The organism is Pelagerythrobacter marensis (assembly GCF_001028625.1).
Taxonomy (GTDB): Bacteria; Pseudomonadota; Alphaproteobacteria; order Sphingomonadales; family Sphingomonadaceae; genus Pelagerythrobacter; species Pelagerythrobacter marensis.
In genome coordinates this window covers 858,734-884,847 of sequence record NZ_CP011805.1, presented here as the reverse complement: position 1 = coordinate 884,847, position 26,114 = coordinate 858,734, and the positions used below count along the sequence as shown (strand labels likewise).

Sequence of the window (26,114 nt, the reverse complement as noted above, 5' to 3'; positions counted from 1 at the left end):
GCGACCATGCGCAGGTTTGCAAGTGCCCTCACCCTGGCGGCGGCGGCGCTGCTTCCCGCCTGTGCACCGGCGCATAATACCGCGGTACGCTCCGCTGCCGCGGTAGACGGCGTCAGGGTCGAACAGCGCCAGCCGGTGACGGTGCTGGTGTCGATAGACGGGTTTCACCCGGATTATCTCGATCGCGGGCTGACCCCGACGTTGTCGTCGCTCGCCGAAGCCGGCGTGCGCGCGCCCATGCGGCCTTCGTTCCCGTCCAAGACCTTCCCCAACCACTGGACGCTGGTGACCGGCGAGGTGCCCGATGTGCACGGCATCACCGCCAACCGGATCGAAGACCCCGCCCGGCCGGACGAGGTGTTCACGATGGCCACCGTCGATCCATGGTGGTGGAAAGCGGCCAAACCGATCTGGGTCGAAGCGGAAGAGGCGGGCATCCGCACGGCATCCATGTTCTGGCCCGGCTCGGCCGTGGCCTGGGGTGGCACGATGCCAGAAAGCGGATGGGGCGCGCCCGAGGGTGGTCGCTATCCGCAGGACTGGCAGCAGTTCAGCATGGCGGTGACCAACGTTCAGCGGGTAAATTCCGTGCTCGACTGGCTGCGCCGGCCGGCCGAGATTCGTCCGGCCTTCGTGACGCTCTATTTCGATACCATCGACACCGCCGGCCACGGTGGCGGGCCGGACAGTGCCGAGCTGAATCAGGCGCTGATCAAAATCGACGGCGATATCGCAATGCTGGTCGCGGGGCTGGAAAGGCTGCAGCAGCCCGCCAACCTCGTGATCGTATCCGATCACGGCATGGCCGCCACCAGCTCTGCGCGCGTGATCGCGCTCGACGAAGTGCTCGATCCCTCGCTCTATCGCCTCGTCGAAGGCGGGGCCTATGCGACGTTCCGGCCGACCGAAGGCAACGTCGATGCTTTCGAGGCCGCTCTGCTGAAAGAGCATCCGCATATGGAATGCTGGCGCAAGGGCGAGATGCCGGCCCGCTTCGCCTATGGCACCAATGTGCGGATTCCGCCGTACTTCTGCCTGCCCCAGACAGGATGGACGATTGCGCCGAGCCGGAACGAGAGCGAATGGACCGGCGGTAACCACGGATACGATCCGGCTGCTCCGGAGATGACGGCACTGTTCATCGCCAATGGCCCAGCCTTCCGGCAAGGCGCGACTATTCCGGGGTTCACCAACACGGCGATCGCGCCGCTGCTGAGGCAGCTCATGGGCCTGCCGCAGGACGACACGACGCTCTCCCCGGTCCGCGGCGCGCTGGCCGATCGCAAGCCGCGCTGATCTGTAGAGGAACGGATTTCCCGCTTGCGGCGTTTCCCTGTCATTCAACAGGGGAGCGCCCGACAATGGCGAGCAAGTCCGAAAGTTTCAGCAATCTGGTGCGCGTCGGGTATTTCAGCCGGGCAATCCTCTATTCGGTCCTTGGCCTGATAGCGGTCACCAGCGCCGGACGGATCGGCCAGGGTACCAACGGCATTTTCGAGGCCATCAGGGAATTCCCGCTCGGCACTGCGATTCTGTGGCTGATGGTGGTGGGATTGCTGGCCTATGCCCTGTTTCGCCTCGCATCGCCGCTGTTCGATATCGAAAATCAGGGCAGCGACACCACCGGATGGGCACGCCGGATCGGCCATGCGGGAAGCGCCATCGGCCATCTGGCCCTGGCCTATTCGGCGTTCAAGTTCGCCTCTACCGGGGCAGACAATGGCGGCGGCGCGCAACAGGCCGCTTCGGGCATCTTGTCGGTACAATTCGGCGGCACGGTCCTGGGGGTTCTGGGCATCGCCTTCATTGTCGCGGCGGCGTTTCAGGCGAAGAAGGGATGGACGGGCGAGTTCATGCATCGCATTGCGCCGGGCGCACCATCGCAGACCCGGTGGCTGGGCGGTATCGGCTATATCGCGCGAGCCGTGGTTTTCCTGCTGATCGGCTGGTCTCTCGTCCAGGCCGGCTTTCTGTCCAGCGGTGCCGAACAGATCCTGACCCTGGGCGATGCGGTTGCGAGCCTTGCCGACGACGGGGTCGTGTTCACTCTGGTCGCGATCGGCCTTCTGATGTTCGGCCTCTTCAGCCTCGTCCTCGCGCGCTATCGGATCATCCCGGAACTGGATGCCGAAGGGCTTCGCCCCGCATTCCGGAGCTAGTCGAACGCGGCCAGAATGGGACAGGGGCCGGCGTCGCCTTTCGCGCAGTCGGCGGCGAGTTTCGCAAGCGATTGGCGGGCAGCGGTGAGCTGCGCAATGCGGGCATCCAGTTCGGCGATCCGTTCACGCGCCATGTCCCGGGCCCGTGGGCGGTCGTCGGTCCGGTCCAGATCGATCAGTTCCCCGATCTCCGCCAGCGAAAACCCTGCGGCCTGGGCATGTCGGACGAAACGCAGCCGGCGCGCATCGTCCGGGCCGTAATGACGCCCGCCCTGCACCGATCCGCCCGGTTTCGGCAGCAGTCCCTTGCGTTGGTAAAACCGAACCGTTTCGACCCCGACCCCGCCTGCGCGAGCGAGATCGGAAATGCGCATAGCATTCATGCTTGACTCCGTACCGCGGTACGGAAGCTATGGAGTGATTCATGAGCAACGACAAGACCGCCCGCATCCATCGCATGGTGATGGACAAGCACGTTTGCCCTTACGGCGTTAAGGCAAAGTGGCTGCTTCAACGCCATGGCTATGCTGTTGAAGACCACTGGCTAACAACGCGCAAGGACACCGACGCGTTCAAGCAGAAGCACAATGTCGAAACCACGCCCCAGATCTTCATCGCGGGCGAGAGAATCGGCGGATACAGCGAGTTGCGCGCTTATCTTGGCAAGCCCCTGCCGCAGGAGGGGGCGACCAGCTACCGCCCGGTGATCGCGGTATTTGCCATTGCGGCAACCCTGGCGATGGCGGTCAGCCATTTCGCCTTCGGTTCGGCAATCACCGTGCGGGCCGCCGAATGGTTCGTCGCATTCACGATGGCAATTCTGGCAATGCTGAAGCTGCAGGATGTGGAGCGGTTTTCCAGCATGTTCGTGGGATACGATCTGCTGGCGCGTCGATGGGTGCCCTATTCCTATGCCTATCCTTTTCTGGAAGCGGGCGCCGGGGTGCTGATGGCGGCACATGCGCTGAACTGGCTGTCCATCCCGGTGGCGCTGGTCATCGGGACCATCGGCGCCGTCAGCGTGTTCTACGCCGTTTACATCCAGAAGCGCGAGATCAAGTGCGCCTGCGTCGGCGGGTCGAGCAACGTTCCGCTCGGCTTCGTTTCGCTCACCGAAAACCTTTTCATGATCGGCATGGCGATCTGGATGATCGCCAAACCCTGAAGGACTTTGAACAATGCGTTTCCAGTTTCTGGCGGCCGCGGTCGCACCGGCCCTGCTCGTCCCCATGCCCGCACTCGCGCAGGATCATGCGACGATGGATCACTCGCCGGAGGATCAAACGGCAATGAACCATCCAGCGATGGACCATGCCGAGATGGATCACACTGCGATGGATCACACCGGGATGGACCATGCAGGCATGGTCCACGGCGGCGAAGGATCCGGCACGTCCCGCCTCCCCGCGAACGAGAAGATGAACCACGGCGCGGCGATCAACCTCGGCGGCGATGCGACGTTGATGCTGCATGGCTTCGTCTGGCCCGTATATACCGATCAGGGCGGGCCGCGCGGCGGAGACAAGTTCTACGTTCAGTCGATGGGCATGGCGACGCTGGAAAAGCCTTTCGAAGGCGGGAAGCTGACCCTGCGCACGATGATGAGCCTGGAGCCGGAAATGCGGCACGACGGTTACCCCAACCTCTTCGCCACGGGCGAAGTCGCCTATGGGGAGCCGCTGGTGGACCGCCAGCATCCCCACGATCTGTTCATGGAACTGGCCGGGAAGGTGGAAATCGACCTTGCCGAAGATACGTCCGCATTCCTTTACGGCGGGCCGGTGGGGGAACCCGCCCTGGGGCCCAGCGCGTTCATGCATCGTGCCAGCGCGCGCTATAATCCCGAAGCGCCCATCACCCACCACTGGTTCGATTCGACCCATATCACCTATGGCGTGATCACTGCCGGTGTCGGCGGCACGCAATGGCAGCTCGAAGCCAGCGCCTTTCGTGGCCGCGAGCCCGACGAATTCCGCTGGAACATCGAAACGCCGAAGCTCGATTCGTGGAGCGTAAGGGCCAGCTTCGCCCCCTCCCCCGCATGGCTGGTCCAGGCAAGTTACGGCCAGATCGACGAACCGGAAGAACTGCACGGGGGTGCCGACGAGCACCGGACGACGGCATCGGTTCACTACAACGACGGTCGCGGGCTTTCGGCGATGGCAGCGTTCTCGGCCAAAGACCGCCAGCCCGGCGACACGCTGACGGCCTGGCTGGGCGAAGTGAACTGGGACCTGACCGACCATCATACGGTGTTCGGGCGGATCGAGAACGTGAAGAACGACGAGCTGTTTCCCGACCATCACGATCCGTTGCACGACATGCCGTTCCGGGTGACCAAGTTTCAGGCCGGCTATGCCTACCGCCTGCCGATCGGGCCGGTGAACGTCGCGCTCGGCGGTACGGTGGCCGCCTTCGCCAAGCCCGATGCGCTCAACCCCTATTACGGAGACAGTCCGATAGGCTACACGCTGTTCGCGCGATTCAGCCTGGGGGACTAATGTGAACTATTTCGAAGACATCGAAGTCGGCTCGAAGAGGAGCTTCGGCGGTTACGCGGTCACGCGGGAAGAGGTGATGGACTTCGCGCAGAAGTACGACCCGCAGCCGTTCCATCTCGATGAAGATGCCGCCGCGGCCACCCATTTTGGCCGGCTGTCCGCCAGCGGATGGCATACCTGCGCAATGACAATGCGGATGCTGGTCGACAATATGCTCAACGTTGAGCAGGCCGGTCTGGGATCGCCCGGCATCGATGAATTGCGGTGGAAGCGCCCCGTCTATCCCGGCGACACCTTGCGCTGCGAGGCGGAAATCATTGCCAAGCGGCGGAGCCGCAAGCGGCCCGAAATGGGAATGTTCAAATCCCGGATTCAGGTCTTCAATCAGGACGATGTGGTCGTGCTGGAAATGGTGTCGAACGGGCTGATAGAGGTCCGCGATCCATCGGCCCCGATCGAAGACGATTCAGCCGCTGCCTAGGCGTCGCAGTGCGCTAGGTCCCGCATTGCATCACGCCACTTGCGCCGAACACGACCTGGTCCCGGCCGTTGCGCAGTTCCAACCGGCCGGGATAATCGGTCGTTTCGGTGCCCGTTCGCTGGCCTTCCCCCTCCGCAAGGTCGAAGGTGAGGCCGTATTCGCGGCCGTCGTACCGCGACCGGGCCATAACCGGCAAAGATCTGCTGCCCGCATCGGGGGCAAGGCGATGTATGATGCCCTCGATCTTGACCAGCGCGCCCCTTTCCAGCGCCAGTGCGATCCAGCCATTGCCCTGTGTCTCCGCGCGAAAGGCACAGCCGGCGCCTGAAAGGCCGTGTTCGTCGATATCGCGGAACGTGATCGGTTCCAGCGCCACGGGATTGGGCGGAACGTCCTGCGCTGCTTCCACCGCGGCGATCGCACGGTCTTCTGCCGCGCGCGTTTGTTCCGGCGTCGGTTCGGGATCGCTGCATGCCGACAACGCCAGCGGCAGAGACACGAGGATGGCCAGCCACTTCACGTCAGTGCCTCCCGAACAGTTTTTCGACATCTTCCATCTTCAGCTTTACCCAGGTCGGCCGTCCGTGGTTGCACTGGCCGGATCGCGGCGTGCGCTCCATTTCCCGCAGAAGCGCGTTCATTTCGGTCACCGACAGCACCCGTCCGGCGCGCACCGAGCCGTGGCAGGCCATCGTCGCGAGTACCAGGTCGAGCTTTTCACCCAGCAACAGGGCTTCGCCATGCTGGGCGAAGTCGTCGGCGATATCCTGTAGCAGCTTGCGCGGATCGGATTTGCGCAGCGAATGGGGCACGCTGCGCACCAGCATCGCGGCGGGGCCGAACCGTTCGATGGCAAGCCCCAGTTCGCCCAGTTTCTCCGTCGCCTGTTCCAGCCGGTCACAGGCCGTTTCTTCCAGTTCGACGACTTCGGGGATCAGCAGGGCCTGCGCACGCGCGACCGAATCGCCTGCCCCCGCCGCGCGCAGGCGTTCCAGGACCAGACGCTCGTGCGCCGCATGCTGATCGACCAGCACCAGCCCATCTGCCGCTTCGGCAACGATGTACGTATTGGCAACCTGCCCGCGGGCGATGCCCAGCGGGTACTCCGCCGCATCCTCAGGCAAGGGAGCCGCTTCTTCCGCCCGGCCCTGAGGCGCGGCCATGACATCGCGTTCGTAACCGCGCCAGGCCTGCGACGCTTCGCGCACCCCGCCCTGCGCGCGCGACCAGTCCCGCCCGGAGAAGATCGATTGCAGCGCATCGGGTGAGGCGGCCTGCGCGCCGGCGTTCGGATCGCCGGCAGGCTCGGTCTGCCACCGTCCCATCGCCGCAGCATCGGGCGCCTGTGCGCTGCGCTTGTCGCCAGTTGCGAGCGCCTGACGCAGGCCCGACACGATGAAGCCGCGCACCGCCGCCGCATCGCGAAAGCGCACCTCGGTCTTCGCCGGGTGGACGTTGACGTCGACTTCCTCCGCCGGCAGCTCGATGAACAGCGCGAGCACCGCGTGGCGATCCCGCGCGAGCATGTCTGCGTAGGCGCCGCGCACGGCCCCGCTGAGCAGGCGATCCTTCACCGGCCTGCCGTTGACGAACAGATACTGGTGATCGGCAACCCCGCGGTTGTAGGTCGGCAGCCCCGCGATACCCGTCAGCCGCATGGTGCCGCGTTCCAGGTCGATCTCCACCCCGTTCGCAGCGAGTTCCCGGGCGACGATTTCCGACACCCGGCTTGCCAACGGCTGCCCGTTCTGCAGCGCGAGGATGCGGCGTTCGCCATGTTCAAAGGAGAATGCGATATCGGGGCGCGCCATCGCGAGCCGGCGGACCACGTCGTGGCAGGCGGCATATTCGCTGCGTGCGGTGCGCAGGAACTTGCGGCGGGCCGGGACATTGCCGAACAGGTTTTCCACCCTCACCCGCGTTCCGGGCGGCAGCGCGGCAGGCCCTTCCTCGCGTATTTCGCCGTGATCCACGACGCACTTCCAGCCTTCCGCTTCGCCCTGCGGCCGGCTTTCGAGTGTGAGCCGCGCGACGCTGGCGATGGAAGGCAGCGCCTCCCCCCGAAATCCGAGGCTGACGACCCGCTCGATCGCGCCCTCTTCCCCAATCAGGCTTTCCGGCAGCTTGGAGGTCGCATGACGCTCCAGAGCCAGCGCCATTTCCTGCGGAGACATCCCGCAACCGTCGTCGGTCACCTCGATCCTTGCCAGGCCGCCATCCGCGATTTTGACGGCAATCCGCGAAGCGCCGGAATCGATGGCATTTTCGACCAGTTCCTTCAGCGCGGAGGCCGGGCGTTCCACCACTTCGCCCGCGGCGATACGGTTCACCAGGTTTTCGGGCAGGCGGCGAATTTCGGGCATCGCCCGGTATCTAGCGGCGAACTGCGGGTATTTCGAGGTCGGCGGATGGCTATGCCCAGTTTTTCATGACAATTCTTTTGGCCTTTTCCGCCAGCTTTGGGTAAGGACCCGCCATCCCTGTCAGATGCGGGTTACGGCAGTCGCAGGCAACTGCGGCAAGGACCCGAGACATTTACGGAAACGCGCAACGGCAATGAGCTTCCTGTCCAATATGTTCAAATTCGGCTCGCAGAACCTGGCAATCGACCTCGGTACCGCGAACACTCTGGTCTATGTGCAGGACCAGGGCATTATCCTCAACGAACCTTCGGTGGTCGCGATCGAAACGATCAACGGCATCAAGCGGGTCAAGGCCGTCGGTGACGACGCGAAGATGATGATGGGTAAGACGCCCGACAGCATCGAAGCGATCCGCCCGCTGCGTGACGGCGTGATCGCCGACATCGAAATTGCGGAGGAAATGATCAAGCACTTCATCCGCAAGGTGCACGGGAAGAAAAGCCTGTTCCGTTACCCCGAGATTACGATCTGCGTTCCTTCCGGCTCGACGTCGGTTGAACGGCGCGCGATCCGCGATGCGGCAAGCAACGCGGGGGCAAGCGCGGTCTATCTGATCCTGGAACCGATGGCCGCGGCGATCGGCGCCGATATGCCTGTGACCGAACCGGTCGGTTCGATGGTCGTCGATATCGGCGGCGGTACGACCGAGGTGGCGGTCCTTTCGCTGCGCGGCCTCGCCTATACCACGTCGGTCCGTACCGGCGGCGACAAGATGGATGAAGCCATCGTTTCCTACGTCCGCCGGCATCACAACCTGCTGATCGGCGAATCGACGGCAGAACGGATCAAGAAGGATTACGGCATCGCCATCACGCCGGAAGACGGCGTGGGCGAAACGATCACCCTCAAGGGCCGCGACCTGGTGAACGGCGTGCCCAAGGAAATCACGATCAATCAGGCACATGTTGCCGAAGCGCTGGCAGAACCGATCGGCGCGATCGTCGAAGGTGTGCGCATCGCGCTGGAAAACACCGCGCCCGAACTGGCCGCGGACATCGTCGACCAGGGTATCGTGCTGACCGGCGGCGGCGCACTGATACAGGAACTGGACGAGCATCTGCGCGAGGAAACCGGTTTGCCCGTCAGCATTGCCGAAGATCCGCTGTCATGCGTCGCCATCGGCACTGGCCGGGCGATGGAAGATCCGATCTATCGCGGCGTGTTGATGACCGCTTGAGGGGGAACGTATGGCGCCGACTTCGTCCCGGCGCTCGAGCTATTCGCGCAGGGCGCAATACGGGGTTTTCACCGGCTACGTTATCGCCGGAATAGGTGCGCTTATCGGCGCGGTCCTGCTCGCCCTCTCGCTCTGGCGTCCAGCCAGTTTCAACGGCCCGCGATCGGTTGCGGCGGATGCGGTTGTACCGGCGACTACGGCCAGCGCCGAAGTTCGGGCCGAAAGCCAGAATCTCATCGAATCCATCCGCGGCTATCTGCGCGCGGGAAGCCAGAACGCCCAGCTCAAGAAGGAAGTTGAGCTGGCGCGCATTCGCCTGGCGGAAGCCGAGGCGATTGCGCTGGAAAACGATCGCCTGAAGGGGCTTCTGGGGCTGCAGGAAGGGGAGAACCGTCCGGTCGCAGTCGCGCGGCTGATCGGTTCGACCGCGGCCAGCGCGCGGCGTTTCGCCTATCTGGGTGCGGGTAGTGCCGATGGCGTGACCTCGGGGATGCCGGTGCGCAGCCCGCGCGGGGTCGTCGGCCGCGTGCTCGAGGTCGGCCGCAACAGCTCGCGGGTTCTGCTGCTGACCGATAGCCAGAGCGTGCTGCCGGTCCGTCTGGCCGACGGAAACGTCGTCGCCTTCGCCGAGGGGCGCGGCGACAGCATGCTACGTATTCGGCTGATAAACCTCGGCATCAATCCACTGGAACCCGGCGACGTGTTCGTCACCAGCGGCGCAGGGGGATATTACCGGCCCGGCACCGCAGTCGCCATCGTCGCCGAGAAAACCGAAGACGGCGCCCTGGCACGAATCATCAGCGATCCCGCCGCCACCGACTACGTCGCGGTAGAGGAAATCTGGCAGGAAGACGCCATTCAGGCGGCGGCGACGCCGGTTGAACAATCGGTGGCCGACTGATGGAGCGCGCAGATCCCCGGTCGCGACGTGATACCTATGGCTCACGGATCAACCGGGCGCACTCGCCGGCGCTGGCCTATGCGGTGCCCTGGATCACGATCATCCTCGCCAGCCTGCTACCCATGCTTCCGATCGCCTCCGCCGCACCGGTGGTGCCGCCGATCGGCCTGATGGTGCTGGTGTCGTGGCGTCTCGTTCGTCCGGGACTGCTGCCCGTGTGGGCCGGCTTCGTATTCGGCGCGATTGACGATCTGTTCAGCGGGCAGCCATTTGGCAGCGGCATTCTGTTATGGTCGCTGGCCATGATCGCGATCGAAGCCGTCGAAATCCGGTTCCCATGGCGCAGCTTCGTTCAGGACTGGCTGATCGCCGGCTTGATCACCACGGTCTATATCCTCGCCGCCGCGCTGCTGTCTGGCGCGATCCCCGGCATTCCGCTGCTGGGGGCTCTGGTGCCGCAGATCTTGCTGTCTTTGCTCGTCTATCCCATTATCGCCCGCATGGTTTCCACTCTCGATCGGTTCAGGCTCCTGCGCATTCGGATACTCGCCTGATGTTCCGCAGAAAGTCGCGCTATCGCAAGTCGGCCTCGTCACAGATCACATCAGCGACGCTGGAAAATGTCTACGACCGGCGCAGCTTCGCAATCGCGGCATTCGGCGCGGGAATCGGCACGCTCCTGGCGGTCCGCATGGGCTACATCGCGATTGCCGAGAACGAGAAATATCGCACGGAGGCGGAAAGCAATCGCGTCAACCTGTCGCTGATTCCACCGCGCCGCGGCTGGATTCTCGACCGCAATGGCGCCCCGCTGGCATCCAATCGCGCCGATTTCCGGGTCGACGTGATACCGGAACGGATGACCGAAGCCGACCGCGAGATTGCGGTTCTGGGTGACGTGCTGGCGCTCGACCGTGCGCAGCTGCGCGACTTGCGCGAACGGATCGAGCAGACACGGGGATTTCGCCCGGTCGAGGTCGGAACCGGGCTCAGCTACGAACAGTTCGCGGCGCTCAGCGTGCGCCTGCCCGAGCTTCCCGGCGTCGTTCCGCAACGCGGCTTTTCCCGCTTCTATCCCACCGGCCCCTCGGTCGGGCACCTGATCGGTTATGTCGGCCCCGCATCGGCCGAAGAGTACGAAGCCGACCGCAGCCCGCTGCTCATCACCCCCGGCTACAAGATCGGCAAGGATGGGCTGGAAAAGCAGTTCGAACAGCGGCTGCGCGGCGTCCCCGGTGCTCGCCGGGTCGAAGTCACTGCAGCGGGCCGGATCGTGCGCGATCTGGAAACGCGTGAGGATGTTCAGGGTCAGCCGGTCAAGCTGACGATCGACGGCCCTCTACAGGACTATGCCGCGCGCCGGATCGGGCTGGAATCCGGATCGGTGGTGGTCATGGATTGCCGGACGGGCGACCTGCTGTGCATGGCATCGATGCCCAGTTTCGATCCCAACAGCTTTTCCGACGGCATCGGCAGCATCGAATATGCCATGCTGCGCGAAGACGAACGGGTGCCCTTGCGCAACAAAGTGCTGAAAGGGCTCTATCCCCCAGGTTCGACTATCAAGCCAATGGTGTCGATGGCGTTCCTGCGCGAAGGGCTGGACCCGGAAGAAAGCGTCTATTGCGGCGGCGGGCTTCGCGTCGGCAACCGCGTGTTCCGGTGCTGGAAGCGCGGCGGCCACGGGCATGTGAACATGGCGAAGGGCATCTACCAGAGCTGCGACGTCTATTACTATCACTTCGCCCAGCGGCTCGGCATGGACCCGATCGCGGCAATGGCGCGGCGTTGCGGCATGGGGCAGGAATTCGACCTTCCGGTACTCAGCCAATTCTACGGGACGGTTCCCGACCCCGCCTGGAAACTGCGCAAGCACGGGCGCGAATGGCAGGCCTTCGACACCGTCAACGCGACCATTGGCCAGGGTTACATGCTCGCCAATCCGCTCCAGCTGGCGGTCATGGCATCGCGCATTGCGACGGGATACCACGTGCAGCCCAGGCTCGTGCTGGGCGGAAGTGAGCCGCCGTTCGCCTCGGCCGATTTCTCGCCAGAACACGTTGCCCTCGTGCGTCAGGCGATGAGCGATGTGGTCAACGGCCCCGGCACGGCGGGCCGCGCCCGCTTGCCCCTGCCCGACGTGCTCATGGCCGGGAAGACCGGCACTGCGCAGGTCGTCTCGCTCGCCAAGTCCGATGGTCGCTCCGGCCCCTGGAAGTATCGCGACCACGGCCTGTTCATTTTCTTCGCGCCTTATGACAACCCCCGTTACGCCGGGGCAGTGGTGATCGAACATGGCGGCGGATCGGGCGCCGCCTATCCGATCGCGCGCGATGTGACGACTTTCCTGTTCGATCCGGCCAAGGGCATGGATGCGCTTCACGCTCTGGAACGGCAATGGGGCGGAACAGCGCAGCAGCGGCTGAGCGCGAAGTACGCTGCCTACGCAGCCCAGGCTGGCGAAGCCGTAACCCCCGTCCCGCGGCGGGAGGAAGAGATTTTCGACCGTGTCGACGCGGAAGCGCGCGCCGCCGCAATGGTCCCCGTCAACGAAGCGACCGATGCCGCGATCAACCGCTCGCAGGTGGACGAATGAGTTCGGTCATACCCGCACCCGTTGCGCGCCAGCCCTGGGGCATGTTGCTGCCCCTGTTCGCGCTCGTTGGCTTTGGCGCGCTTGTCCTGTTCTCCGCTGCCGGCGGGAACTGGCAGCCATTCGCGGTATCGCACCTCGTGCGCTTCGGCATCTTTCTGGCGATGGCCTGCGTGATGACGCTGTTCAGCCGCGATCTCGTGCGGCTGCTGGCCTACCCGGGTTACGCCGCGGTGCTGCTGATGCTGGTCGCGGTCGAGGCGATGGGTTTCGTCGGTGGGGGAAGCCAGCGCTGGCTCGATCTCGGGGTTATCCAGCTCCAGCCATCCGAACTGATGAAGCCCGCCGTGGTCCTGGTTCTCGCCCGGTTCTACAGCGGGCTGCCCCCGGCGATGACGACATCGTGGCGGGCGCTTGTTCCCGCCGCTGCCCTGATCGCCCTGCCGATGGCTCTGGTGCTGTTGCAGCCCGATCTGGGCACCGCGCTGGCCATTGCGTTCGGCGGTGCTGTCCTGATGTTCCTGGCCGGGTTGCCGATGCGCTGGTTCGCCGCCGGCGGACTGGCCGCACTGGTCGCCATACCGATCGCCTATTTCTTCGCCCTGCACGATTACCAGCAACGCCGGGTTACCACTTTCCTCGATCCGGAGAGCGATCCGCTGGGGGCCGGCTATCACATCACGCAGTCGAAGATCGCAATCGGCTCCGGCGGACTGACTGGCAAGGGTTTCAACGAAGGATCGCAGAGCCACCTGAACTATCTGCCCGAACCCCACACGGACTTCGTCTTCGCCACGATGGCGGAGGAATGGGGTCTGATCGGCGGGATCGCGGTGATCCTGATTTTCGGGCTGATCATGCGCTGGGGGCTGCAGGTGGCACGCAAGTCGCACGATCGGTTCGCGAAGCTGCTGGCGGCAGGAATGGTCGCCACGATCTTCTTCTATGTCGCCATCAATCTGATGATGGTCATGGGCCTCGCCCCTGTCGTGGGCATCCCGCTCCCATTCATGAGCCATGGGGGGTCTTCGATGATGACCAACATGATCTGCATCGGCTCGCTGATGATGGTCAATCGCTGGAATCGCCAGGCCCCGCGCGGGCGTTTTGGCTAGCTCTGCAAATTGGCCTCTTTTCATGTGCGAGAGGATCGCTATATGCAGCGCCTCCCGAGTCGGGGCGCCCTGCCCCGCCCGGCCAGCCTGAACGGCATGGGGACGCATAGCTCAGTTGGTAGAGCAGCTGACTCTTAATCAGCGGGTCCTAGGTTCGAGCCCTAGTGCGTCCACCATTTTTCACCGGTTACCCCTTCCACCGTTCCACGCGTGTGCTACCGCGCGGGGAGTTCTGACGCGGAGATTTGCATGGCGCGCTTCCTGGTGGTTGAGGCCCGGTTTTACGATCATCTCAACGACATGTTGCTCGACGGCGCGCGCAGCGCGCTTGTGGGTGCGGGGCACGAGGTGGAGGTGGTCACCGTTCCCGGCGCGCTGGAAATACCCGGAGCCGTGGCGCTGGCTGCTGAGACCGGCCAGTACGATGGCTTTGTCGCGCTCGGCGTTGTCATCCGCGGAGAGACATATCATTTCGAAATCGTCGCTGGCGAAAGCGCGCGCGGCATCATGGCGCTGACGATGGACGGGCTTGCGATCGGCAATGGCATCCTGACCGTCGAAGACGAGCAGCAGGCGCTGGTTCGCGCGGACAAGACGCAGAAGAACAAGGGCGGCGAAGCAGCCCGGGCCGCAATTGCGATGCTCGATCTGCAGGACAGGTTCGCGTGAACTTCAGCCGGGAGCGCGCGGAAACGCGGACGTGAACGGCCCACTGGAATGGATCGCTGCAATCGGCACGATGATCGCTGCCGGTCTGATAGCGGCCGATCTGGGACGCAAGGCGACAGGCTGGGGCTTCGTGCTGTTTTGCGCCGTGGCGATCACCTGGATCGTATCGGGGGTGACCAGCAATGCGATGCCGATCGCCGCGATGAACACCATCCTGCTGGCGATCAATGCATGGGGTGTGTGGCAATATCTCTTGAGCCCGCGCAACCGGCGCAAACTTGAAAAGCTGGAAGAGCTTGAGGAGAAGGCCGAACACGAGGTCGGGGGCTGACAGCCCGCGACCCCGGTTCACCTGCAGTGGCCCGAATGGGCGCCGCGTCAGTTCGACAGACGACCGAAACAGGCGCCGCCGGCATAGCGTGCACTGTCGCCCAGTTCCTCCTCGATCCGGATCAGCTGGTTGTATTTCGCCAGCCGGTCCGAACGGGCTAGCGAGCCTGTCTTGATCTGGCCGCAGTTCGTGGCCACCGCCAGATCCGCGATCGTCGCGTCTTCCGTTTCACCGGAACGGTGGCTCATGACCGAGGTATATCCAGCGCGGGTCGCGATATCGACCGCTTCCAGCGTTTCGGTCAGCGTGCCGATCTGGTTGACCTTGACCAGCAGCGAATTTGCCAGCCCCTTGTCGATACCCATCCGCAGCCGTTCCGGATTGGTGACGAAGAGATCATCGCCGACCAGCTGAACTTTATCGCCCACCAGATCGGTCAGGGCCTTCCATCCTTCGAAATCGTCCTCGCTCATGCCGTCTTCGATCGAGCGGATCGGGTAATCGGCGCAGAGCTTCGCCAGATATTCGGCCATTTCGGTCGGGTTGAGAGAAATCTCCTCACCCGCCAGATCGTACCGCCAGTCGGTGAAAAACTCGGTCGATGCGCAGTCCAGGGCCAGCGCAACGTCGTCCCCCGGCCGGAAGCCGGCTTCTTCGATCGAGCGCATGATGAAGTCGAGCGCCGCCCGCGTGCTCGCCAGATCGGGCGCGAAGCCGCCTTCGTCGCCGACTGCGGTGGACAGGCCCTTCTGCGCCAGCCCCTTCTTGAGCGTGTGGAACACTTCCGCACCCCACCGCACACCTTCCGCCATGGTTTCGGCGCCGATCGGCATGATCATGAATTCCTGGATGTCGATCGGATTGTCGGCATGTTCGCCGCCGTTGATGATATTCATCATCGGCACCGGCAGAACGTGCGCCGAAACACCGCCAAGATAGCTGTAGAGCGGCAGACCGCGAGCATTCGCGGCCGCCTTGGCCGCAGCCAGGCTGACCCCGAGAATGGCGTTGGCGCCGAGCCGCCCCTTGTTCCCGCTGCCGTCCAGCGCGATCATGGCCAGGTCGATGTCGCGCTGATCCTCGGCATCCAGCCCCAGCAGAGCGTCGGCAATTTCGCCGTTCACTGCATCCACAGCCTTCGTCACGCCCTTGCCGAGATAGCGCGACTTGTCGCCGTCGCGCAGTTCGACCGCCTCGTGTGCCCCGGTCGACGCGCCAGAGGGAACGGCGGCACGGCCAAAACTGCCGTCTTCCAGAAGAACGTCCACCTCAACCGTCGGATTGCCGCGGCTATCCAGGATTTCGCGGCCGTGAAGATCGATGATTGCGGTCATGGGACGCTCCGAAATTGACAGGTGTTGTAATAGGCTATGACACCCCCATATTCGGATGTCTGGCGTCCCTCTATGCGCCGGAACTATGCGGCGCAAGTTGCGTTGATAATCTGAACGGCTATTGCGCCGATGACGGCTGCGCGCTGCAAAACTATCGAGGGATTAAGGAACAAGAACATGGCTGACGCGACACCCACCACCCCCAAGAAGAAGACGACCAGGAAGCCCGCCGCGCGCTCCGCTTCCGCCGCGAAGACCGCGTCGGAAGCGCCTGCCGGCGATCACCGCACGGAAGCCAAATCGCGCTTCAATTCCGCGCTGGAAGAAGCCAAGGCGGGCGCAGCCGCGCTGAAGGCCGAAGCCGCCGATCGCGCATCCGCTTACCGCGAACAGGCTCGCGACCGCTCGGACGACTGGGTCGCCGAGGCGAAGACCTATGGCGAACAGGCCAAGGGCAAGAGCAAGGAACTCGCCACCGAAGGGAAAACCAAGGCCAGCGAAGCGCTGTCGTCGCTGAGCCGGATGGTGTCCGAGAACGCAAACGCGATCGATGAAAAGTTCGGATCGCAGTATGGCGAATATGCACGCAAGGCATCGCGCAGCCTGCAGGATGCTTCGGTGAAGCTGGATTCGAAGAGCGTGGACGAACTGGGCGAGGACGCACGCGAAGCCGTGCGCAAGAGCCCTGGCCTCGCCGTGGGTCTGGCCGCCGTCGCAGGCTTCATGCTGGCGCGGATGTTCCGCGGCAGCCGCGACTGATCCCGCGCGCACCCCCGGGCGTGACAACACCGCATGACGAACCTCTGCCCGATGGGCAGGATGGTGACGAGACACCGGCCGATGCTGAAATGCAGGCGGGTGTCTCCCTCACCGAGGATATTCTTGCGCTGATCGAAGACGGCAAGACTTATCTGGAAGCTGAAAAGGCGTTTCAGAAAAGTCGCGCGGGATTTGTCGCGAACAAGGGCAAGCATGGGATCATTCGGGGGCTGGCCGCTTTCGGAATGATCCATCTTGCCCTGATCGGACTGGTCGTGGGCGTCGTGATGGCGCTCAGCCCCCTGCTCACCATCTGGGGTGCAACGGCCGTGGTTACCGGTGCGCTGCTGTTGGGGGGAGTCATCCTCGCGCGCAGTGCCATCAATCAGTTCCGTGCCGCGGGCAAAAGTTTCGGAGACGATGAGAAGTGAACAACGTCGAACGCCAGATGATCGAGGATCGCACATTGCGCGATGCCGCGCTCACCCTGGTCAAGGCCGATGTGGCGCATCTCCAGGCCGATCTGAACGCCAGGGGGATCGGCGCCCGCCTGCTCGATCGCGTCAGCGAAAGCGCTAGCGACGTGTTCGAAGATGCAACCGACCTGGCGGGGGACAATCGCGGCGTCCTGATGGCTCTGCTGGCCGCCGTCGCTCTGTGGTTCTTGCGCAATCCGCTCATCGCCCTGTTCTCGCCCGATCAAGACAGCGATGACACGGAACCCGAAGGCGAGTGAACCCGTTCGTTCTTCGAAGCACAGGATTCAACGGAGACATTAGGCTATGGCCGATACCGAGAAACGCGAAGAATTGAAGAATCGCATCGAAGCTGGTCAGCAGCGTCATGCCGACCGCACGGTGGCCGACTACGCACGCGAAGCGCGCGACAGCGCCACGGCGTTCGTGAAGGAGCACCCGATTGCAACGGTTGCCGGCGGTGTGGCCTTCGGTGTCCTGATTGCCGCCATCGTCCCCGGCCCCGGACGCAGGATGCGCAAGAAAGCGACCCAGCGCGGATCGGCGCTTGCCGTCATGCTGGCGGAACTTGGCGCAGCCTACGGCGCTTCGCTGCTCGACAATCTGGGCAGCGCAGCCCGCGCCGGCGGCGACCGCCTGGAAGACCTGGGCGATGCCATCGGTGATGGCGCGCGCGATCTGCGCCGCGAAGCGGCCCTGCAAACCGAAACCGTGCGGGAATCGGCCCGCCGCCTGACGCGGGATGTCGGGGAAAAGACCGGCCGGCGGATGCGCGATCTGAGAACACGCATCTCCCATTGATCGGGTAACAGATGGATTCGCGGCGGCGCGGCAGGGTTGCCTGTCGCGCCGTTTGCTTTATTGGCCCCGCCGTTCTCCCCACCCCTCCTCACATCCCCGGGAAAAGCGACATGGAAGAAACAGAAGCGAAGCAGCGCCTCCACCTCGTAATGGGCGGGCGCGTCAAAGATCCGCGAACCCTGGAATTCCAGGACCCCGAAAGCGTTCACGTCGTGGGTGTTTTCAGCGATTACGAAACTGCGGTCGAGGCATGGCGCGCCAATGCGCAGCGCACGGTCGACGATGCGGAAATGAAGTACGTCGTCGTCCACCTGCACCGGCTGCTTACACCGGAAGTGTAATCGGCAGAAAGTCCAGGCCCCTGCGGTTTCCTGCAGGGGCCTTTCGGATTCAGATGAATTCGATCTTGTCGACGAGGTAGAACTTGTCGCCCGAAGGCACGGTCACCTCGATCTCGTCGCCAACCGACTTGCCGATCAGCGCGCGCCCCAGCGGCGAGTTATAGCTGATGCGCCCCTTGTTGGCGTCAGCCTCGGTCTGGCCGACGATCTGGTATTTCACCGGCTTGTCTTCATCGTCCAGCAGGGTCACGGTCGTTCCGAAAACGATCTTGTCGCCCGACAGCGTCGTCGGGTCGATGATCTGCGCACGGCTGACGCGGTCCTCGATCTCGGCAATTTGTGCCTCGACCTGTCCCTGACGCTCCTTCGCAGCGTGATACTCGGCATTTTCCGAGAGATCGCCATGCGCGCGCGCTTCCTCGATCGCATCGACGATCTTCGGGCGTTCCGCGCGCAGCTGCTTGAGGTCGGCGGTCAGCCGCTCGTAACCCTCTGCCAGCATCGGGACCTTTTCCATGGTAGCCATCGCGTCTTTCCTCCATGCGTCCCTTGCCGCGACAATTCCGCCCTCTGCCCCTCCGTCGGGAGGCGGCGGCTAAGCGGGCGGAATGTTCGGGAAAGAACGCGGGTTGTTTCAGCTATAATAGTCTTGCAACGGCCGTACTTCAAGCTGGCTCGCCCGCACGGTGCTAATCGCCTTCGCCGTTGCCAGCGATGCAGCCGCGGTCGTGTAGTAGGGGATCTTCATTTCCAGCGCCGTGGCACGGATCGATTTTGAATCGATCAGGCTCTGCCATCCCTCCGTGGTATTGAACACCAGCGACACGTTCCCGTCGATCATGCGGTCCACGATGTGGGGCTGGCCCTGCGCAACCTTGTTGACCCGTTCGACAGGCAGCCCCTGCTCCGCCAGATAGGCTTGCGTGCCGGCCGTCGCGATCACGCTGAAACCCTGGTCGATCAGCGATTGAACCGCGGGCAGGATGATCGCCTTGTCGCTATCCTTGACCGAAACGAACACCGTGCCGCCTTCGGGCAGCCGCGCACCAGCACCCAGCTGCGATTTGAAGAACGCGGCGGGGAAATCGCGATCGATCCCCATGACTTCGCCGGTAGAGCGCATTTCCGGCGTCAGAATCGGGTCCGACCCGGGGAAGCGGGTGAAGGGGAACACCGCCTCCTTCACCGCCATATAGTCGAAGCTGCGGCGGAAGGGCGGGAACGACGACAGCGGTTCCCCGGCCATTACGCGCGATGCGATCTTCGCAACCGGCTGGCCAATCGCTTTGGCAACGAACGGCACGGTCCGGCTGGCCCGCGGATTGACCTCGATCAGATAGACCTCGCCATCCTTCACCGCGAACTGGACGTTCATCAGGCCCACGACCTGCAACGCCCTGGCAAGCGCTTCGGCCTGACGCTCCATTTCTTCGACGATTTCAGGCGGCAGCGAATAAGGGGGCAACGTGCAGGCGCTGTCGCCCGAGTGGACGCCTGCCTCCTCGATATGCTGCATGACCCCGGCGATGCGCACTTCCTCACCATCGCACAGGGCATCGACATCGCACTCGATCGCATCGCGCAGATACTGATCGACCAGAACCGGGCTGTCGCCCGACACATGGACGGCAGTGGCGATATAGTCGTCCAGCTGCGCCTCGCTGTCGACGATCTCCATCGCGCGGCCACCGAGGACGTAGCTGGGGCGCAGCAGCACGGGATAGCCGATGCGGGCGGCCACCGCAGCGGCCTCGTCACGGCTCTTGGCAATGCCGTTAAGCGGCTGCTTCAGCTTCAGCTGGTTGACCAGCTTGGCAAAGCGTTCGCGGTCTTCGGCCAGATCGATCGCGTCGGGGCTGGTGCCCAGGATGGGGATGCCTTCATCCTCCAGCGCCTGTGCCAGCTTCAGCGGGGTCTGACCGCCGAACTGGACGATAACGCCGACCAGTTCGCCGTTCTGTTGTTCGACCCGCAGGATTTCCAGCACGTCTTCCGCCGTGAGCGGTTCGAAATAGAGGCGGTCGGAAGTGTCGTAATCCGTGCTCACCGTCTCCGGGTTGCAGTTGACCATGATCGTTTCGTAACCGGCTTCGTTCAGCGCGAAACAGGCGTGAACGCAGCAGTAATCGAATTCGATCCCCTGCCCGATCCGGTTCGGCCCGCCGCCCAGGATCACGATCTTGCGCCGGTCGCTCGGCCATGCTTCGTCCTCAGCCTCGCCAAAGCTCGGCTTTTCGTAAGTCGAATACATGTACGGCGTCACCGCCTCGAACTCGGCTGCGCAGGAATCGATCCGCTTGAACACCGGCAGGACGCCCAGCTTGCGGCGCAGCTTGCGGACTTCTTCCTCGCTGGTGGCGCCGGCCATCGCGCGCACGGTATCGTGCAGCAGGCCCGAACGCGTGGCCTGCGTCTCCGCCAGCCCGCCGGCAACACCGACCGATCGCACGGCAAGCGTGGCCAGGCGGCGATCGGAAAAGCCCATCGCCTTCAGACGGTGCAGCGCTTCCGCCTCCAGCGGCAGCCCGTTTTCGCTCACGTCCTTTTCGGCCGCGACGATCTCGGCAATCTGGCGCAGGAACCACGGATCGTATCCGGTGATCGCCTGAATATCCTCGACCGAGAAGCCTTCGCGCATCGCCTGGGCGACTTTCAGCAGGCGATCATGCGTGCGGCGGCTGAGCACGGTCGTGATCGCCTCGCGGTCGGCGCCTTCCAGTTCGGACACACCGTCGAACCCGTCCAGCCCGGTTTCGAGCCCGCGCAGTGCCTTCTGCATCGATTCCTGGAAGTTGCGACCGATCGCCATCACTTCGCCGACCGATTTCATTGCGGTCGAAAGCTCGGTCTTCGCGCCCTTGAACTTCTCGAATGCGAAGCGGGGGATCTTGGTTACGACATAGTCGATCGTCGGCTCGAAGCTGGCCGGCGTCGCGCCCGTGATCTCGTTGGTGATCTCGTCCAGCGTGTACCCGACCGCCAGCTTCGCCGCGACGCGCGCGATGGGGAAGCCGGTGGCCTTCGACGCGAGTGCGGAGGAGCGGGAGACGCGCGGGTTCATCTCGATCACGATCAGGCGCCCGTCTTCCGGGTTGACCGCGAACTGTACGTTCGACCCGCCGGTTTCTACGCCGATTTCGCGCAACACAGCGATGCTGGCGCTGCGCATGATCTGATATTCCTTGTCCGTCAGGGTCAGCGCGGGGGCGACGGTAATGCTGTCCCCGGTATGGACGCCCATCGGATCGACGTTTTCGATCGAACAGATGATGATGGCATTGTCGGCGCGGTCGCGCACGACTTCCATCTCGTATTCCTTCCACCCCAGCAGCGATTCTTCGATCAGAACCTCTGTGGTCGGCGATGCGTCGAGCCCTTCGCGCACGATCCGCTCGAATTCCGCCTTGTTGTAGGCAATGCCGCCGCCGGTTCCGCCCAGCGTAAAACTGGGCCGGATGATAGAAGGCAGGCCGGTGCGTTCCAGCACCGCGAAAGCCTCCTCCAGCGTATTGGCGACGCCGCTGCGCGCGCTTTCGAGCCCGATCTTGTCCATCGCCTCGCGGAAGCGCTGGCGGTTCTCCGCCTTGTCGATCGCATCAGCATCGGCACCGATCATCTGGACGCCGTATTTCTCCAGCGTGCCGTCATTGAACAGCGCCAGCGCGCAGTTGAGCGCGGTCTGCCCGCCCATCGTCGGCAGCAGCGCGTCGGGCTTTTCCTTCGCGATGATCTTCTCGACGATCTCGGGCGTGATCGGCTCGACATACGTCGCGTCGGCGAACTCGGGATCGGTCATGATCGTCGCCGGGTTGGAGTTGACGAGGATGACGCGGTAGCCCTCCTCCTTCAACGCCTTGATCGCCTGCGTGCCCGAATAATCGAACTCGCAGGCCTGACCGATGATGATCGGCCCGGCGCCGATCACGAGGATCGAGGAGATGTCAGTGCGTTTGGGCATTAGTTGGCTGCCGTCCAAAGGGTGAAGAATTTTGATTGCTCAACTTCCGGACAGGCATCCAGATCGATAATTGAATTATTGAGTCCAAGTCGATCAGCGATCGAGCAAACTTTCATGATTTTCTCTTCAATATCAGATCGCTCCAGCTCGACAGGAATCTTGGGATAAAGAAAACCGCCCTCCTCGCCATCAAGGTTCTCGGCATTCATCAGTTTCAACTCCGGGAACGATTTACGCAGGTTTTCCGGCTGTCCGGCAAGATAAAATGTGAGCCAACTGCCGGATTCAAAGTCCTTGTGTGCTTTGGCCTTCTCTAGCCCGGCCCAGACCACCTCATCGATCACCCCAACATCCCCACGAATTTCTCGAACAGGTAGAAGCTGTCCTGCGGGCCCGGGCTTGCCTCGGGGTGGTATTGCACGCCGAAGGCTTTCTTGCCCTTAATCGCGATGCCGCAGTTGCTGCCGTCGAACAGGCTGACGTGGGTTTCCTCGACCCCTTCGGGCAGCGCGGTGTTGTCGACCGCGAAGCCGTGGTTCATGCTGGTGATCTCGACCACGCCATCGTCCAGCCGCTTGACCGGGTGGTTCGCGCCCCGGTGGCCCTGGTGCATCTTGGCCGTTTTCCCACCGGCGGCCAGCGCCAGCATCTGATGGCCGAGACAGATGCCGAAGATCGGCACGTCGCGTTCCAGCAGGCCCTTGATTACCGGCACCGCGTATTCGCCGGTCGCCGCCGGGTCGCCCGGGCCGTTTGAAAGGAACACGCCCTGCGGCGAAAGCGCGAGCACGTCGTCGAGCGAAGTCTTCGCCGGCACCACCGTCACCCGCGCGCCGGCCTTCACCAGGTTGCGGAAGATATTGTCCTTGCTGCCGTAATCGATCGCTACCACGTGAGGGCGTGCCTCGTCGCGCGGCGAGCGGCCATAGCCGGTGCCGAGCCGCCAGTATCCGCCTTCCCAGCTTTCCTGCTTCTCGCGGCTGACCCGCTGGGCGAGGTCCATGCCGTTCAGCCCGGGCCATTCCTGCGCGCGCTTCAGCAGGGCAGGCAGGTCGAACCGGCCATCGGGATCGTGCGCGATCACTGCATTGGGCGCACCGTTCAGGCGGATACGGCGGGTGAGCGCGCGGGTATCGACGCCCGACAGGCCGATCTTGCCCTGCGCCGCCAGCCATTCGCCGAACTGTTCGCGGGCGCGGAAGTTCGAATGCGGGGTCACTTCCTCGCGAACGATGCAGCCCACGGCCCCTTCAACCTTCGATTCGATGTCTTCCGCGTTCGCGCCGACATTGCCGATATGCGGGAACGTGAAAGTGACGATCTGCCCTGCATAGGAGGGGTCGGTCATCACTTCCTGATAACCGGTCATCGCGGTGTTGAAGCAGACTTCGCCCACTGCGCTGCCGCTGGCCCCGAAGCCCCTGCCCCAGACGATCGTCCCGTCGGCTAAAACCAGTACGCCGGTCGCTCCTTTAGGTTGCGCAGGCGTGTTAACGGGGTCTGCCATTGGGCGCTCCGAGTTGGTTGATTTCCGGCAATGTCGCTAAGTCCCAGCCGCTAGGCTCAGCTGCGGTGCCCGTCAACCTGTCCAAGTACGAAATATCGGGGTAAAGCGCGCATCAATCCAACTTTACGACAGAAAGATGCTCCCCATGATCCGCGATGACATCAAACAGGCCACCGTTCAGGCGATGAAGGCCGGCGAGAAGCAGCGCACCGCCGCGCTCCGCCTGATTGCCGCCAAGATCAAGGACCGCGACATCGAACAGCGCACCAGCGGCAAGGATGTCGGTGACGACGATCTGGTGATCGAAGTCCTTCAGAAGATGGCCAAGCAGCGGCGCGAATCGATCCAGATGTATGAAGATGGCGGCCGCGACGAACTGGCCCAGCAGGAACGTGACGAACTGGTGGTGATCGAGGAATTCCTGCCCCAGACGATGGACGAGGCGCAGACGATGGCCGCGATCGAATCCGTCAAGGCCGACCTCGGGGCCACGTCCATCAAGGATATGGGCCGCGTCATGGCGGAACTCAAATCTCGCCACGGCGCGACGCTGGACATGGCGAAGGCGAGCGGCTGGGTGAAAGGGGCCCTGGCCTAACCCACACCTCGCCGTTGTGGGGGAGCGGCGGGCGCCGACTCCCTTCCCGCGCAGGTTCCGTGTAATCACGACGCGAGACAATATCGGATAGAGCAGTGTTATCACCCCAATGGCTGGACGAGCTGCGAACGCGCATAACGCTTTCGAGCGTGATCATGCGCACGACCAAGCTCCAGCGCGCGGGGCGCGAATGGAAAGCCTGCTGCCCGTTCCATGACGAGAAGTCGCCCAGCTTCACCGTCAGCGACGAGAAGGGCTTCTATCACTGCTTCGGCTGCGGCGCGCATGGCGATGCCATTCGCTGGATGACGGACCAGCGCGGGCTGTCGTTCATGGATGCGGTGAAGGAACTCGCCGCCGAAGCGGGGATGGAGGTGCCTGCACCCGATCCCCGCGCCGCCCAGCGGGCGCAGGAACGGGCCGGACTGCACGACGTAATGCAGGCCGCGCAGGACTGGTTCGCCGCCAATCTGGCCGGAGCCGGGGGCACCAAGGCCCGCGAGTATCTGCAATCCCGCGGCTTCAACGCCCGCACGGTGGAACGGTTCGGTTTCGGATATGCACCAGCCGAACGCCAGGCATTGAAAGGCGCGCTTTCGCAGTTCGATGAAAGCCTGCTGGTCGAAGCCGGCCTGCGGATCGAAGTCGACGATCGCGATCCCTACGACCGGTTCCGCTCTCGACTGATGCTGCCCATCCACGATGCCCGGGGGCGAGTGATCGCGTTTGGCGGGCGCATTCTGGACAGCGATACCAACGCGCCAAAGTATCTCAATTCCCCCGACACTGCGCTGTTCGACAAGGGGCGCACGCTCTACAACCTCCACCGCGCCGGCCCCGCTTCGCGCCAGACGGGGCGGCTGATCGTGGTCGAAGGATATATGGACGCGATCGCGCTGGCCGCGCACGGTTTCGAAGATGCCGTGGCTCCGCTGGGAACTGCGCTGACGGAACAGCAGATCGAACTGCTCTGGCGGATGGTCGAAACCCCCGTCCTGTGTTTTGACGGCGATGCTGCCGGACAGCGGGCCGCCATGCGCGCGATCGTGCGTGCCCTCCCCCTGCTCCGCCCGGCCCATTCGCTTGCCATCGTGCGCCTGCCTGCGGGTCTGGATCCTGACGACCTGTTGCGTCAGCAGGGGCCGCGCGCGATGGAAAAGCTGCTCGACACACCCGCGACCCTGCTCGACACACTATGGGATTTCGAACGCGCCGCGCAGCCCCTGGAAACCCCGGAAGACAAGGCGGGGCTGAAGCAGCGGCTGCTCGACCACGTGGAACGGATCGATCATCCCGACATCCGCGCGCTGTACAAGCGCGAGTTGCTCGAACGGTTTTCCGCCTTCGCCTTCCCGCGCCGCGAACGCACTGCGCCCTCGCCACGGGGGCGCCAGGGCGGCGACTGGCGCAAGCCGGCGATCCCGCGCCTTTCGCCGGAAGCGGCACAGCGTCTGCGCGGCGCGCAGGCCGGATCTCGCGATCAACTGGTCGCCGCTGTCATTGCCGGTCTGATGCGTTTTCCGGACGAGGCGCTGCGGCATGCCGAACAGCTCGGCCGGTTCGTTCAGCTCGATCCAAAGGCCGGCCCGGCGGTCGATGCGGTGCTGGAAGCGGTCGAAATGCTTGAACCAGGCGAAAATTTGCCCATATCATCTCTCGATGGCCCCATCGCGCCGCCGGATAACACCCGTTTCGCCTTTCTCGGACAAGGCACCGATCCGCAAGTCGCGCGCGAACAGTTGGCCGAAGCCGTGGCGCTGCTGGTCGAACGACCTGCGCTGGAGGCTGCGCTCGCCGCAGCTACAGCGCGGTTCGAAACCGATCCGGAAGGAGCTTTCGTCGAGCAACAGAGATTGCTCAAACGAAAGCTGGAATTCGAGCGGCGACTAGGGCAGATGTCGAGCCGACGGGCTGCTTCGGCGGCCCAAGCTGATTCAACGCGTCGGGGGGAAACAGGGCCCGCCAATGGCGCAGACACGGATTGAACGCA

27 protein-coding genes and 1 tRNA gene are annotated in these 26,114 nt (G+C 63.8%); 20 read left to right on the top strand and 8 right to left on the bottom strand.

The features are described 5' to 3' along the window. Nucleotides 1-6 precede the first annotated feature (6 nt). On the top strand, nt 7-1,296 hold the full coding sequence (locus tag AM2010_RS04325; protein WP_047806026.1) for an alkaline phosphatase family protein: 1,290 nt from the start codon (nt 7-9) through the stop codon (nt 1,294-1,296). A gap of 65 nt (nt 1,297-1,361) precedes the next feature. Beyond that, nucleotides 1,362-2,159 (top strand): DUF1206 domain-containing protein, encoded by a 798-nt coding sequence (locus tag AM2010_RS04320; RefSeq protein WP_047806025.1) that lies wholly within the window; start codon nt 1,362-1,364, stop codon nt 2,157-2,159. On the opposite strand, the gene AM2010_RS04315 is transcribed toward AM2010_RS04320, so the two are convergent. Beyond that, on the bottom strand, nt 2,156-2,542 hold the full coding sequence (locus tag AM2010_RS04315) for a MerR family DNA-binding protein (protein WP_047806024.1): 387 nt from the start codon (nt 2,540-2,542) through the stop codon (nt 2,156-2,158). The two genes, AM2010_RS04320 and AM2010_RS04315, sit on opposite strands and share 4 nt — an antisense overlap. A 41-nt stretch (nt 2,543-2,583) precedes the next feature. Between AM2010_RS04315 and AM2010_RS04310 the strand changes: the two genes are divergently transcribed. The 3 genes from AM2010_RS04310 to AM2010_RS04300 are packed head-to-tail and all read left to right on the top strand — an operon-like array spanning nt 2,584 to nt 5,141. Continuing rightward, nucleotides 2,584-3,324, top strand: a complete 741-nt coding sequence (locus AM2010_RS04310; RefSeq protein ID WP_047806023.1) for a glutaredoxin family protein — start codon at nt 2,584-2,586, stop codon at nt 3,322-3,324. A gap of 13 nt (nt 3,325-3,337) precedes the next feature. Further along, nucleotides 3,338-4,660 (top strand): hypothetical protein, encoded by a 1,323-nt coding sequence (locus AM2010_RS04305; protein WP_236699402.1) that lies wholly within the window; start codon nt 3,338-3,340, stop codon nt 4,658-4,660. Between the two features lies 1 nt (nt 4,661). Then, entirely contained in the window at nt 4,662-5,141 is a 480-nt protein-coding gene (locus AM2010_RS04300) for a MaoC family dehydratase (protein WP_047806022.1), read from the top strand. 13 nt (nt 5,142-5,154) lie between these two features. On the opposite strand, the gene AM2010_RS04295 is transcribed toward AM2010_RS04300, so the two are convergent. Next, the gene (locus tag AM2010_RS04295; protein WP_047806021.1) at nt 5,155-5,661 is read right to left on the bottom strand and encodes a class I SAM-dependent methyltransferase; all 507 of its coding nucleotides are present in this window, start codon (nt 5,659-5,661) and stop codon (nt 5,155-5,157) included. A 1-nt stretch (nt 5,662) separates the two neighbouring features. Further along, nucleotides 5,663-7,504 (bottom strand): DNA mismatch repair endonuclease MutL, encoded by a 1,842-nt coding sequence (mutL, locus tag AM2010_RS04290; protein ID WP_047806020.1) that lies wholly within the window; start codon nt 7,502-7,504, stop codon nt 5,663-5,665. A 193-nt stretch (nt 7,505-7,697) separates the two neighbouring features. On the opposite strand from mutL, the gene AM2010_RS04285 reads away from it, so the two are divergent. The 8 genes from AM2010_RS04285 (at nt 7,698) to AM2010_RS04250 (ending at nt 14,350) form a co-directional block, all read left to right on the top strand. Continuing rightward, entirely contained in the window at nt 7,698-8,741 is a 1,044-nt protein-coding gene (locus tag AM2010_RS04285) for a rod shape-determining protein (RefSeq protein ID WP_047806019.1), read from the top strand. 10 nt (nt 8,742-8,751) lie between these two features. Then, a complete protein-coding gene (locus tag AM2010_RS04280; RefSeq protein WP_047806018.1) occupies nt 8,752-9,642 on the top strand; it encodes a rod shape-determining protein MreC in 891 nt (296 codons plus the stop codon). Then, nucleotides 9,642-10,196, top strand: a complete 555-nt coding sequence (mreD, locus tag AM2010_RS04275) for a rod shape-determining protein MreD (protein ID WP_047806017.1) — start codon at nt 9,642-9,644, stop codon at nt 10,194-10,196. The genes AM2010_RS04280 and mreD overlap by 1 nt, the downstream gene beginning before the upstream one ends. After that, on the top strand, nt 10,196-12,238 hold the full coding sequence (mrdA, locus tag AM2010_RS04270; protein WP_047806016.1) for a penicillin-binding protein 2: 2,043 nt from the start codon (nt 10,196-10,198) through the stop codon (nt 12,236-12,238). Before mreD ends, mrdA begins: the two co-directional genes overlap by 1 nt. Further along, a complete protein-coding gene (gene rodA, locus AM2010_RS04265) occupies nt 12,235-13,350 on the top strand; it encodes a rod shape-determining protein RodA (protein ID WP_047806015.1) in 1,116 nt (371 codons plus the stop codon). Before mrdA ends, rodA begins: the two co-directional genes overlap by 4 nt. 100 nt (nt 13,351-13,450) lie before the next feature. Further along, nucleotides 13,451-13,526, top strand: a tRNA-Lys gene (locus tag AM2010_RS04260). 73 nt (nt 13,527-13,599) lie between these two features. After that, nucleotides 13,600-14,019, top strand: coding sequence for a 6,7-dimethyl-8-ribityllumazine synthase (gene ribH / locus AM2010_RS04255; protein ID WP_047806014.1), 420 nt, complete (start codon nt 13,600-13,602; stop codon nt 14,017-14,019). A gap of 31 nt (nt 14,020-14,050) precedes the next feature. Then, nucleotides 14,051-14,350: a hypothetical protein gene (locus AM2010_RS04250; RefSeq protein WP_053043909.1), complete on the top strand. Its 300-nt coding sequence runs from the start codon at nt 14,051-14,053 to the stop codon at nt 14,348-14,350. Between the two features lie 47 nt (nt 14,351-14,397). Here AM2010_RS04250 and eno read toward each other — a convergent pair whose 3' ends face one another. Next, a complete protein-coding gene (eno, locus tag AM2010_RS04245) occupies nt 14,398-15,684 on the bottom strand; it encodes a phosphopyruvate hydratase (protein WP_047806013.1) in 1,287 nt (428 codons plus the stop codon). 177 nt (nt 15,685-15,861) lie between these two features. Here eno and AM2010_RS04240 point away from each other — a divergent pair, with 177 nt between their 5' ends. The 5 genes from AM2010_RS04240 (at nt 15,862) to AM2010_RS04220 (ending at nt 18,061) form a co-directional block, all read left to right on the top strand. Beyond that, a complete protein-coding gene (locus AM2010_RS04240; protein ID WP_047806012.1) occupies nt 15,862-16,443 on the top strand; it encodes a hypothetical protein in 582 nt (193 codons plus the stop codon). Nucleotides 16,444-16,463: 20 nt separating this feature from the next. Next, a complete protein-coding gene (locus tag AM2010_RS04235; protein WP_150115232.1) occupies nt 16,464-16,874 on the top strand; it encodes a phage holin family protein in 411 nt (136 codons plus the stop codon). Then, on the top strand, nt 16,871-17,179 hold the full coding sequence (locus AM2010_RS04230; protein ID WP_047806011.1) for a hypothetical protein: 309 nt from the start codon (nt 16,871-16,873) through the stop codon (nt 17,177-17,179). The genes AM2010_RS04235 and AM2010_RS04230 overlap by 4 nt, the downstream gene beginning before the upstream one ends. A 46-nt stretch (nt 17,180-17,225) precedes the next feature. Further along, complete coding sequence (locus AM2010_RS04225) at nt 17,226-17,720, top strand: hypothetical protein (protein WP_047806010.1); 495 nt, start codon at nt 17,226-17,228, stop codon at nt 17,718-17,720. 110 nt (nt 17,721-17,830) lie between these two features. Next, nucleotides 17,831-18,061: a DUF4170 domain-containing protein gene (locus AM2010_RS04220; protein ID WP_047806009.1), complete on the top strand. Its 231-nt coding sequence runs from the start codon at nt 17,831-17,833 to the stop codon at nt 18,059-18,061. 49 nt (nt 18,062-18,110) lie between these two features. Here the strand turns inward: AM2010_RS04220 and greA are convergent, their stop codons facing one another. The 4 genes from greA to carA all read right to left on the bottom strand — a co-directional run bounded on the left by greA (nt 18,111) and on the right by carA (nt 23,526). Next, a complete protein-coding gene (gene greA / locus AM2010_RS04215; RefSeq protein WP_047806008.1) occupies nt 18,111-18,587 on the bottom strand; it encodes a transcription elongation factor GreA in 477 nt (158 codons plus the stop codon). 108 nt (nt 18,588-18,695) lie between these two features. Continuing rightward, nucleotides 18,696-22,019, bottom strand: a complete 3,324-nt coding sequence (carB, locus tag AM2010_RS04210; RefSeq protein ID WP_047806007.1) for a carbamoyl-phosphate synthase large subunit — start codon at nt 22,017-22,019, stop codon at nt 18,696-18,698. Then, the gene (locus AM2010_RS13685; protein WP_053043906.1) at nt 22,019-22,363 is read right to left on the bottom strand and encodes a hypothetical protein; all 345 of its coding nucleotides are present in this window, start codon (nt 22,361-22,363) and stop codon (nt 22,019-22,021) included. The genes carB and AM2010_RS13685 overlap by 1 nt, the downstream gene beginning before the upstream one ends. Continuing rightward, nucleotides 22,360-23,526 (bottom strand): glutamine-hydrolyzing carbamoyl-phosphate synthase small subunit, encoded by a 1,167-nt coding sequence (gene carA, locus AM2010_RS04200; RefSeq protein ID WP_047806006.1) that lies wholly within the window; start codon nt 23,524-23,526, stop codon nt 22,360-22,362. Before carA ends, AM2010_RS13685 begins: the two co-directional genes overlap by 4 nt. Before the next feature lie 145 nt (nt 23,527-23,671). On the opposite strand from carA, the gene AM2010_RS04195 reads away from it, so the two are divergent. Beyond that, nucleotides 23,672-24,124: a GatB/YqeY domain-containing protein gene (locus tag AM2010_RS04195; RefSeq protein WP_047806005.1), complete on the top strand. Its 453-nt coding sequence runs from the start codon at nt 23,672-23,674 to the stop codon at nt 24,122-24,124. Nucleotides 24,125-24,219: 95 nt separating this feature from the next. Beyond that, nucleotides 24,220-26,109 (top strand): DNA primase, encoded by a 1,890-nt coding sequence (gene dnaG / locus AM2010_RS04190; RefSeq protein WP_047806004.1) that lies wholly within the window; start codon nt 24,220-24,222, stop codon nt 26,107-26,109. Nucleotides 26,110-26,114: the final 5 nt, after the last annotated feature.